The following is a 10,473-nucleotide window of genomic DNA, read 5'->3' on the forward strand; positions in this document are numbered from 1 at the left end:
TCACAGTTAAATAATAAACATGAAAAATTTAAAAAGAATAAGTTTTTTGTTGGTCTTAATGGTTTTTGTAATTTCTTGTGCATGTATGAAAGATAAAAATACGATTTCAGGAAAAGTAGAATCTATCGAGTTTGGTAAAGACGGTTATACTGCAAAAGTAAAGACGGAGAAAAACGAAATTTACTATGCTACAATAAGCATTGTAAATGTGGGCGGTCCTGAAAATTATAAGAAACTAAAAGAAGGAGATGAGGTTTCTTTAAAAGGAGAAATCTGGAAAGCTGATACCGAGAAACATATAAAAGTAAAAGAGATTGTTTCTGTAAAATAAGTTAATGCTAAAGCATTAAAATTGTTGAAATATTAAGATTTTTGAACCATTAAGACATTAAGTTTATTAAGCTTAGTCTAATGGTTTTTCTTTTTTTACTATTTAAGAGATTAAGTTTAACCCGTTGGGTGCAATTAATTTTAACACATAGAAACATAGGTCTTGTACGCACAAAAAAGGCGTTTCACTTGTTTTTAAATGCACATAGCTAGCTATGTGAAAGGAATGTATTTCTTTTTGTTCTCTTTTTTACACATAAAAGCTATGTTTCTATGCGTTAAATATTTTTTTCACGACCCGAGCGAAGCGAATAGACGCAGTAATTGCACCCAACGGGTTAAGTTTGTAAAGTGTCTAAAACTTAATTCTTCTTAATTTCTTAATGGTTTAAAATGAAAAAAATTGATGTTTTAAAAGTTATCGAGTACTGTCGTGTACATGAGTTTGCACGCCGTTATTCCATACCGTTAAGATATCCGTTGCAACGGCAGCTCCACTTCCTGCAGCAATTGCAAGTTGGCTTCTCCAGCCAGCCAGAGTACCAATTACATAAATACCTTCAGCAACTTTATGGTCGATGTTTTTTAACTGAATTCGTTGTTTTTCGGGAAGCGCTTTTTTATGAGGTTCGATATATTGTATCAAGCCTTCGATAGCAAAAGTATTTGCAGAACCAATCCCTACAACTATCATTTTGGTTTTATAAGAGCTTCTGTTTGTAGTAATTAAAAATTCAGGATATTCACCTTCTATTTTTATTACTTTCTCATTTGGGATTTGCTCAATATGCGGATACGCTTGGCTTAAATGTTCGGTACTTTCAGATAATAATTCAGAACCTAATTTTCCAGGAGCAATACCATAAGCATTATTAAAAAGAGCTTCTTGAAGAGAAGAGTTTTTTTGGTGAGTAAAAACCCCAATTTTTTTGTCAATAGCAAAAGGTTTATTTTGTGCAGATCCTAAAACAAGTGCACAGGACATGCTTGATACCCCTCCGCCAATAATTAAAACGTCAAACATATTATTGTTGATCGTTCATCTTTTCTTCTATTTTTTTAGAAACTCTAAAAATTAAAAGAATTAGTACAGCGCAAAATGAAGCAGCGATTCCAATAAAAGCTACCATGCTATCTCCTTGTAAAGGATTCTGAAAGTCAAGCAAAGTAATATTGAAAATAATCAAAGCTAATGCTAAAAGCACTAATATGGAAGTAAAAATTTTCATAGGACAATTATTTATTTCTAACTATTAAGAGAAATAGATAAATACTGAAACGTTGTTTTTTGGATCCCTAAAACGAATATTCTGGTATTTAAGTATTTCTGAGGGGGTAAATTTATGAAAATTAATTTTAGACAAACAAACCTTTAACATTAGCTGCAAATAATTTAACAGCAATGGCCAAAAGGACTACGCCAAAAGTCTTACGAACTACGCCAAGTCCATTCTCACCAAGTAATTTTTCGATTTTAGAAGAAGATTTTAAAACGATATATACCAAGATAATATTCAGTATAATTGCGATAACTATATTTATAGTATGAAATTGAGAACGCAAGGATAATAAAGTTGTCATTGTACCTGCTCCGGCAATTAACGGAAATGCTAATGGAACGATTGATGCAGAGCTTGCTTCTTCGTTGCGATATATATGTATACCAAGAATCATCTCTAAGGCTAAGAAGAATAAAACAAAAGATCCTGCTACAGCAAAAGAGTGAACATCGATACCAATTATTTTAAGAAAACCTTCTCCGATAAAAAGGAAAATAATCATGATAAGACCAGCTACTATTGAGGCTTTTTCAGATTCGATATGCCCGACTTTTGATCTTAAATTAACAATGATTGGGATAGAACCCACAATATCAATTACTGCAAATAACACCATCCCGACAGTGATAATTTCCTTAAAATCAATTTCTAGCATAATTTTTTGATTTAGTGTTTAAAGATGTGCAAAGTTAGATAATAAAGTTAGGGCTTTTTCATAAGAAATTAGCAATAGTGTATTTTTGTTATAAAAACACGTGTTGTTGTGTAAAATAATGATTTTTATAACAAAATTTTGTTTTTACTTCAAGGATTCGCAAAGATTATTAGTAAACTCATGAGCGAAAATGGCTGGCAGGGTTTTGAAAAGGTTTCGATATGTCTTCTAAAATTTAATTTTTCGTTGCTTTTGTTGACGAAAAAAAAACTTTGGGGTTAAATTTCAACACATTCTGCAGTAAAAATTTAATCTCATTTCATCTGTTTTCTTTGCCTATCTTTGCACTTTATAAATTTCAGTATTTTATTATCATGTTTCAATTAGGGAAAACCATCGTTTCGGAAGATATTCTTGAAAAAGAATTTGTTTGCAATTTATCAGCTTGTAAAGGTGCTTGCTGTGTTGATGGTGATGCTGGGGCTCCGCTAAGCGAAGAAGAAACAAAGATATTAGAAGAAATATACCCAAAAGTTAAGCCGTTTTTACGCAAAGAAGGAATTGCAGCAATCGAAGCGCAAGGAACTTGGGTAAAAGGTACAGATGGTGATCTGGAAACACCATTAATTGATAATAAAGATTGCGCCTATGTAATCTTTGATGGTAAAACTGCGCTTTGTGGTATCGAGCAAGCCTATAATCAGGGAATCGTAACCTGGAAAAAACCAGTTTCTTGCCATTTATATCCAATCCGAGTAAAAGATTTTACCGAGTTTGCAGCAGTTAATTATGACAAATGGGATATTTGTGATGCTGCCTGTTCTTTAGGTCAGGAACTTGAAGTTCCAGTCTATAAATTTGTAAAAGAAGCGTTAATTCGCAAGTTTGGAGAAGATTGGTATATGGAACTTGATAAAGTTGCACAAGACATGAAACGCTCTTAAAAACATCCCATTTTTTTTACAAGGAAACAATGCTGATATTGCAGTAAAAATTATTGCAAATGATCTGAAAAAAGATTTTTAAAAATTATAAAAAAGTCTTGCATTTTATTTCAAAAATCCTATATTTTACGCTTGCTAACGTGAATTTGGACAGATTTAACTGTCTAATTTTCAGAATGTTAGTAATTGTATGAAAATTATTCTGTTTTTGTCCCTTTGTTAAAAACTAGACTCGATTGTGAATAAGTTTGACTTTTATTTTAGCCAACAAATGACAATCTTTGTAGTCTACAGAAATGGATGAAAATCTATTGAAAATATTTAAAATAAAACACAACTATAATGTCACAAGTCGAACCAATTTTACAAGAAAATAAGAACCGTTTCGTAATTTTTCCTATCAAACATCATGATATCTGGGAATGGTACAAAAAAATGGAAGCTAGTTTTTGGACTGCTGAAGAAATTGATTTGCACCAAGACTTAAATGATTGGAATAATAAGTTATCTGACGACGAAAGATACTTTATCAAACATATATTAGCATTCTTTGCTGCATCTGATGGAATCGTAAACGAAAATCTTGCTGAGAATTTTGTAAACGAAGTACAATATGCAGAAGCAAAGTTTTTTTACGGATTCCAAATTATGATGGAAAACATTCATAGTGAAACTTATTCATTATTAATTGATACTTACGTAAAAGACGAAGCAGAGAAAGATGATCTATTTAATGCATTAGATGTTTTTCCAGCAATTGCCAAAAAAGCAAAATGGGCTTTAAAATGGATTGAATCAGATTCATTTGCAGAGCGTTTAATTGCTTTTGCAGCTGTAGAAGGAATCTTCTTTTCAGGAGCTTTTTGTTCTATTTATTGGTTGAAAAAACGTGGATTAATGCCAGGATTAACTTTCTCAAACGAGTTAATTTCTCGTGACGAAGGAGTTCATTGCGATTTTGCAGTGCATTTACACAACCACCATTTAATTAACAAAGTTCCTAAAGATAGAATTAAAGAAATTATCGTTGATGCTTTAAACATCGAAAGAGAGTTTGTTACAGAATCTCTTCCAGTAAGTTTAATCGGTATGAATGCTGTCTTAATGACACAATATTTAGAATTTGTTGCCGATAGACTACTTGTTGAATTAGGATGTGACCGTGTTTACGGTTCAGCAAATCCGTTTGACTTTATGGATATGATTTCACTTCAGGGAAAAACCAATTTCTTTGAAAAACGTGTTGCAGAGTATCAAAAATCAGGTGTGATGAACACAGATAGTGATGCTCAAAAAATTTCATTCGATGCAGATTTTTAGACAACAAAGCATTTTAGCGATTACCACGACGCTCAAAAAACAAAAAATTAAGAAACGAAGGTTTCTATAACTAGACAATTTAAAAGTTGAATCTGATTTCCCCCAAATCGTAGATTCGACACTATCACTGACTAATTTTCAGCCTATATACCAGGTTGGGGAGAGGGTAACTATTGGAAATCTACTAATTTCCAAATTAATATAAAAACACGCAATGTTTAAGTATAGAGGCTCGTCCTCTATGCTTTCATTTTTTCAATAATAATTATAAAGGTAAGCTTATGTATGTAGTAAAAAGAGATGGCCACAAAGAGCCCGTAATGTTTGATAAGATTACAGAAAGAATCAAAAAATTGTGTTACGGGTTAAATGAACTTGTAGATCCTGTTAAGGTAGCTATGCGCGTTATCGAGGGATTGTATGATGGTGTTTCGACTTCGGAACTAGATAATCTTGCTGCCGAAACTGCAGCTTCAATGACGATTGCACATCCGGATTATGCTCAATTGGCTGCTCGTATTGCAATTTCAAACTTACACTCTAATACTAAAAAATCGTTCTCTGAAACGATGAAGGATATGTATAACTACGTAAATCCAAGAAATGGTCAAGAAGCACCACTTCTTTCGGATGAAGTATTTAAAGTAATTCAGGAAAATGCTGAGTTTTTAGATTCGCATATCATATACACAAGAGATTTTAATTACGACTACTTTGGTTTTAAAACCCTGGAGCGTTCGTATTTGCTTAAAATAAATGGTAAGATTGTCGAGAGACCACAACATATGTTAATGCGTGTGTCTGTAGGTATTCACCTTGATGATTTAAAATCGGTAATGGAAACATACGACTTAATGTCGAAGAAATTCTTTACCCATGCAACGCCTACATTATTTAATGCAGGAACTCCAAAACCTCAAATGTCATCTTGTTTCCTTCTTGCAATGCAAGACGATAGTATCGATGGAATTTACGATACGTTGAAACAAACGGCAAAAATTTCTCAATCGGCTGGAGGAATCGGACTTTCTATTCATAATGTACGTGCTACAGGTTCTTACATTCGTGGAACTAACGGAACTTCAAACGGGATTGTTCCTATGTTGAGAGTATTCAACGATACAGCACGTTATGTAGATCAAGGAGGAGGAAAACGTAAAGGAAGTTTTGCGATTTATATCGAGACCTGGCATGCAGATATCTTTGAATTTTTGGATTTAAAGAAAAACACAGGAAAAGAAGAAATGCGTGCGAGAGATTTATTCTTCGCCATGTGGACTTCTGATTTATTCATGAGACGTGTGCAAGAAGATGCTTCTTGGACATTAATGTGCCCTAACGAATGTCCTGGATTATATGATGTTTACGGAGAAGAATTCGAAACAATGTACCTTGACTATGAATTTAGAGGAAAAGGAAGAAAAACAATCCGTGCTCGTGAATTATGGGAGAAAATTCTTGAATCACAAATCGAGACCGGAACACCGTATATGTTGTACAAAGATGCAGCAAACCGTAAATCTAACCACAAGAACTTAGGAACAATTCGTTCATCAAACTTGTGTACTGAGATTATGGAGTTCACATCTAAAGATGAAATCGCAGTTTGTAACCTGGCTTCTATTTCGTTGCCAATGTTTATCGAGAACGGAAAATTTGATCACGAAGCGCTTTACAACGTTACAAAACGTGTAACACGTAACTTAAACAAAGTAATCGACAGAAACTACTATCCAGTAAAAGAAGCTGAGAATTCTAATATGCGTCACCGTCCGGTAGGACTTGGTGTGCAAGGATTAGCAGATGCTTTTATCTTGTTGCGTATGCCGTTTACAAGTGATGAGGCTAAGAAATTAAACCAAGAGATTTTCGAAACATTATACTTTGCAGCTGTAACCGCATCTATGGAAATGGCTCAGGAAGAAGGACCATATTCTACATTTGCTGGATCTCCAATGTCACAAGGAGAATTTCAATACAATATGTGGGGAATGAAAGACGAAGAGTTATCAGGACGTTGGGACTGGGCTTCGTTACGTAAAGAAGTAATGGAACATGGAGTTCGTAACTCATTATTGGTTGCTCCGATGCCAACAGCTTCGACTTCACAAATCTTAGGAAACAATGAAGCTTTCGAGCCTTACACATCTAATATTTACACTCGTCGTGTATTATCTGGTGAATTCATCGTTGTAAACAAACACTTGCTAGAAGATTTAGTAAAACTTGGATTGTGGAACGAAACATTGAAGCAAGAAATCATGCGTCATAATGGATCAGTTCAAAACATTGATATTATCCCGCAAGACTTAAAAGATCTTTATAAAACTGTTTGGGAAATGTCGATGAAAGATATTATCGATATGTCACGCCAAAGAGGATATTTTATAGATCAATCGCAATCATTAAACTTGTTTATGCAAGATGCGAATTATTCTAAACTGACGTCAATGCACTTTTACGCTTGGCAATCAGGTTTAAAAACAGGAATGTATTACCTACGTACCAAATCGGCTGTAGATGCAATTAAATTTACATTAAACAACGATAAAAAAGAAGAAGATGCACCAGCAGCAGCTTTGGTTCCGGAAACAGAATCAATAAGCGTTGAGGATTACAAAGCAATGTTGCTAAAAGCACAAGCAGGAGATCCAGACGATTGTGAAATGTGTGGTTCTTAATCTTTTTTTAGAAGATAGAAAATAGAATAAAAAGAAAAGATTTATTCTTAGTTAATAGAAAGCAGTTATCATTATGATAGCTGCTTTTTTTTGCACAAACTTGCCATCTCGAAGAATGAGAGATCTCCACGAGTAGCTCGCTAATCTTGTCCTTCATCGTCAGGAAAGACAAGATTGAGAAAAAACTTTGCGAAATAACTCCATGCCAGAAGAAAGGCAAACTTGTAGAGTGTATCAATAAATATAGAGTAAATACTCAATTTTCTCAAGGGCAATATTGAATCTATAAATAGCGTTTTTAATCTTAGAGCCTTAGCAACTAAGAATCTCAGAACCTCCCTTTTAAACCTTTAATTAAAAACAAAGTCTTATTCTCAAATAAATTCCTGCGTTATGAAAAAAAGCAATGTTTGGTCGTTACGATTGGGTTTTTCAGGTAAAGAATCCGATAAGATTGAAAAACTAGGATTAGAAAAATTTCTAAAGCATTCCTATGATTCAAAATTCGACAAACAACTTCCTGCTTTTTTAGACGATGATCCCAAAACACTTGTAGAACTTAAAGAACTACGCGAATCTATAAAAACAGCTGACTCAGAAGCTAAAAAGAAGGCTCTTAAAAAAGAAATCTATTCGGCTGTTGAATTAAAAAAATGGTGGATTGCCAAAATGCGAAACGATGAATTTCCGTTACGCGAAAACATGGTTTGTTTCTGGCACAATCACTTCGTATCTACTTCTCAAAAAGTAAAAGTTAATTATTGGATTTACCAGCACAATATGATTTTGCGTGAGCATGCTTTCGGGAACTTCAAAGAACTCACTAAGCAAATCATAAAATCGAATGCAATGGTGAGGTACTTGGATAATGTTGATAATAAAAAAGGGAAATACAACGAAAATCTAAGTCGTGAATTACTTGAATTGTTTACAATTGGAATTAGAAACTATTCTGAAAATGATGTTAAAAACGGAGCAAGAGCTTTGGCTGGACTTAATTATGGAGATGATGGTGCAGTTTACAGGCGCTTTGCAGAAGATGATACCGATAAGACGTATTTTGGAAAAACGGGAAATTGGAAAGCAGATGATTTAGTTGATATAATTTTTGAGCAGAAAAGTATTCCGTATTTAATTACCCGAAAAATTCTGAAATGGTTTATTTATGATAATCCGTCAGAAGAATTAGTGACCTATTATGGCGATTATTTTAGGAAAGTGAAGTTTGAAATAGAACCGTTGCTAACTAAAATTTTTACCGAAGAATATGGTAAAGATGTTTCTGGAACCAAAATAAAAGATCCGTTAGTATATATTTTACAACTCCTAGAAGAATTGCATATTGATGATCTCGATGACGGTATGGTTATGTTTTTTCTGAAACAGCAAGGAATGGATTTATATAATCAGGTGAATGTAAAAGGTTGGGATGGCGGAAATTCATGGCTGACTTCTCAAGTTTATTTGCAACGAAACAACACCTCAGATTTACTTTGTAGCGGAAGAAGTATTACGAAAAAAGTACTGAATACAATGAGTGGTGAAAGTGAGAAGCCGAAGGCAGAATTTGATAAAATTGATGTCAAAATTGATTTTGATTCTAGTGGGAGTAATAAAACAATTATCACCGAATTGTCTAACAGGTTATTATTTAAAGTAGATGAATCGGTACAAAAAGACATGGAGGATTTACTTAAATATGATTTTGATCCAAAGGATTCTCATGCCAATTATGCAGTAATCCGACTGTTTAATTACATTACAAAGTTGCCAGAATATCAATTAATCTAGAAGTTTAAAGTTATGAACAGAAGGAATTTTATATCGATAACAGGAACGTTTACTGGTGGAATGCTTTTGCTTCCTGATTTTTTGCATGCTTATGGCTCTCAAAATAATTTGGTAATTGGGGAACAATGTGTTGTATTTGTCCAGCTTAATGGAGGGAATGACGGATTGAATACTTTTATTCCGTACGATAATCCGTTGTATTATGATTTGAGAACAAAAATTGCTTTGGGTAAAGATGTTGTGATAGGAAAAAATAAAGGAATGGCGTTTCATCCTTCTTTAAAAGATTTTGCTCAAATGCAGCAAAATGGAGATTTAACAGTAATTCAGAATGTAGGTTATCCAGAGCCAATTCGGTCGCATTTTCGTAGTCAGGAAATTTGGCAAACAGCAACAGATTCTAATAAATATATAAATGAAGGATGGTTGGGACGATATTTGGATTTGCAATGTAAAGAACATCAGGCAACGGCTGGGATTAATCTTGACACAATAGATAATCTGGCTTTGAAAGGAGTAGAGCCCAATTCAATCACAGTTAAAGATCCAAACCGATTTAAGGTAAAATCAGATAAAGAAGAGAATGTAACATTGTCGAATAATCCGCAATTAGATTTTGTTCGAAAAATAGCTAATTCAGTTATTGAAGGATCTGATGAAATTCAGAAAGCATTGGCAAAATCTAAAACGGAAATAAGTTATCCTAAAACAGAATTGTCTAAAAATCTAGAATGGATTGGTAGATTAATAAAAGGAAATTTAAATTCAAAAGTGTATTATACCTCACTTGGTGGATTTGACACACATGATAATCAGCTTGCTATTCATGAGAAAAAATTATCCGATTTGAATGATGCTTTGTATGCTTTTTATCAGGATTTAAAACAGGCACAATTACTTCAAAATGTTACGGTTGTTGTGTTTTCGGAATTTGGAAGAAGAGTAAAAGACAACGGAAATGGAACAGATCACGGAACAGCAGCGCCGATGTTTATTATAGGAGGGAATAATAAAGGAACAATTTTAGGGAACAATCCAGATTTGTCTAATTTGGATAACGGGGACTTAAAATATGAAATTGATTTTAGAAGTGTATATGCTTCCTTATTACAGCAAAAAATGAATTTTGATTATTCTAAAATTGGAATAAATAATAAGCCTGTTGGCGGATTGTTCTCGTAAGTTTTATTTTCTGTCCACAATATTTCATTTCGAGGAACGAGAAATCTCCACAAGTAACTCCATTCGCAGAATCGTCAATCTTTATCGAGCTTCTTGCGGAGATTTCTCGTTCCTCGAAATTGTAAATGTTAGATATTTCGGTAACAAAATTTAACTTTAATAAATTTTGTTACGATGAGAAATAATAGTCAAGATTCCACTTTAGAGCGAAACTATTTAGAAAAGTATCGTTTTTTAATAAAAGAATATGAACAGGTGAAAAACAAAACTCATCCTTTGCATAAAAAAGC

General features: G+C 33.4%; 9 protein-coding genes. 6 read left to right on the top strand and 3 right to left on the bottom strand.

The window, feature by feature from the left end:
• Nucleotides 1-19 precede the first annotated feature (19 nt).
• On the top strand, nt 20-331 hold the full coding sequence (locus OA93_RS20725; protein WP_039115918.1) for a hypothetical protein: 312 nt from the start codon (nt 20-22) through the stop codon (nt 329-331).
• A gap of 417 nt (nt 332-748) precedes the next feature.
• Here OA93_RS20725 and OA93_RS20730 read toward each other — a convergent pair whose 3' ends face one another.
• The 3 genes from OA93_RS20730 to OA93_RS20740 all read right to left on the bottom strand — a co-directional run bounded on the left by OA93_RS20730 (nt 749) and on the right by OA93_RS20740 (nt 2,265).
• A complete protein-coding gene (locus OA93_RS20730) occupies nt 749-1,354 on the bottom strand; it encodes an FAD-dependent oxidoreductase (RefSeq protein WP_039115919.1) in 606 nt (201 codons plus the stop codon).
• Nucleotide 1,355: 1 nt separating this feature from the next.
• Nucleotides 1,356-1,559 (bottom strand): hypothetical protein, encoded by a 204-nt coding sequence (locus OA93_RS20735; protein WP_039115920.1) that lies wholly within the window; start codon nt 1,557-1,559, stop codon nt 1,356-1,358.
• A 127-nt stretch (nt 1,560-1,686) separates the two neighbouring features.
• The gene (locus OA93_RS20740; RefSeq protein WP_039115921.1) at nt 1,687-2,265 is read right to left on the bottom strand and encodes a MarC family protein; all 579 of its coding nucleotides are present in this window, start codon (nt 2,263-2,265) and stop codon (nt 1,687-1,689) included.
• A 374-nt stretch (nt 2,266-2,639) separates the two neighbouring features.
• Between OA93_RS20740 and OA93_RS20745 the strand changes: the two genes are divergently transcribed.
• From OA93_RS20745 to OA93_RS20765, 5 genes are all read left to right on the top strand, one after another.
• Nucleotides 2,640-3,209: a DUF3109 family protein gene (locus OA93_RS20745; protein ID WP_039115922.1), complete on the top strand. Its 570-nt coding sequence runs from the start codon at nt 2,640-2,642 to the stop codon at nt 3,207-3,209.
• 342 nt (nt 3,210-3,551) lie between these two features.
• Entirely contained in the window at nt 3,552-4,529 is a 978-nt protein-coding gene (locus OA93_RS20750; protein WP_039115924.1) for a ribonucleotide-diphosphate reductase subunit beta, read from the top strand.
• A gap of 281 nt (nt 4,530-4,810) precedes the next feature.
• On the top strand, nt 4,811-7,210 hold the full coding sequence (locus OA93_RS20755; RefSeq protein WP_039115926.1) for a ribonucleoside-diphosphate reductase subunit alpha: 2,400 nt from the start codon (nt 4,811-4,813) through the stop codon (nt 7,208-7,210).
• Between the two features lie 393 nt (nt 7,211-7,603).
• Complete coding sequence (locus OA93_RS20760; RefSeq protein ID WP_039115928.1) at nt 7,604-9,001, top strand: DUF1800 domain-containing protein; 1,398 nt, start codon at nt 7,604-7,606, stop codon at nt 8,999-9,001.
• Between the two features lie 12 nt (nt 9,002-9,013).
• On the top strand, nt 9,014-10,183 hold the full coding sequence (locus OA93_RS20765; protein ID WP_039115930.1) for a DUF1501 domain-containing protein: 1,170 nt from the start codon (nt 9,014-9,016) through the stop codon (nt 10,181-10,183).
• Nucleotides 10,184-10,473: the final 290 nt, after the last annotated feature.

This window comes from Flavobacterium sp. KMS (assembly GCF_000813005.1).
Classification (GTDB): domain Bacteria; phylum Bacteroidota; class Bacteroidia; order Flavobacteriales; family Flavobacteriaceae; genus Flavobacterium.